The sequence below is a fragment of the Microbacterium umsixpiens genome (assembly GCF_053543675.1).
The window spans coordinates 1-720 of record NZ_JBLVOH010000218.1 but is presented as its reverse complement, the minus strand read 5'-3'; the positions used below and the strand labels follow the sequence as shown (position 1 = coordinate 720).

General features: G+C 73.6%; 1 protein-coding gene. It reads left to right on the top strand.

Annotated elements, in window-relative coordinates; genetic code table 11:
• A partial coding sequence (locus ACNPM4_RS18480) for a phenylalanine--tRNA ligase subunit beta-related protein (protein ID WP_448986667.1) occupies positions 1-690 on the top strand: 690 nt, incomplete at its 5' end.
• Between the last annotated feature and the right edge of the window lie 30 nt (positions 691-720).

The window sequence follows — 720 nt, the reverse complement described above, 5'->3', positions numbered from 1 at the left end:
CCGCCGCTGGGTGAGCGCCCGTCCGATACGACGCTCGCGGCGCTGAACGCCTCGATCCCGCCGCAGCACCGGTTCGTCTCGGCGCTGCTGACCGGTCATGTCGCCCCGCGCCAGCCCGGCCGCCCCGCGGAAGCCGCAGGTCTGGCCGAGGCGCTGGATGCCGTCCGTGTGATCGCGGCGGCCGCCGGCGTCGAGATCGACGTGGTCCAGGCCGAGCGTGCAGCTCTCCACCCGGGACGCACCGGGTCGCTGCGCGTCGCCGGCGAAGAGGTCGGCTATGTCGGCGAGCTGCACCCCACGGTGGCTGAGGGGGCGGATCTGCCCGGGCGCGCGACCGTGTTCGAACTCGACCTCGACCGCATCCTGACGCTCGCGGGCGGTCGGGTCGTCGCGGCATCGCTGTCGACGTTCCCCGCGGCGACGCAGGACGTCTCGCTCACGCTCCCCGCGGACGTACCGGCCGCCGACGTGCAGGCCGCACTCGCCGAGGGCGCGGGTGCGCTGCTCGAATCGGTGCGACTGGTGGACGACTACCGCGGCGAAGGTGTGCCGGAAGGCTCGAAGAGCCTGACCTTCGCACTGCGCTTCCGCGCCGACGACCGCACGCTCACGGCAGCCGAGGCCACCGAGGCCAAGCTCGCCGGTGTGGAGGTCGCGGCCCAGAGCTTCGGAGCCGCACTGCGCGACTGAGCCGTCTCCGCGGAAGCCCTGATCTGCTCT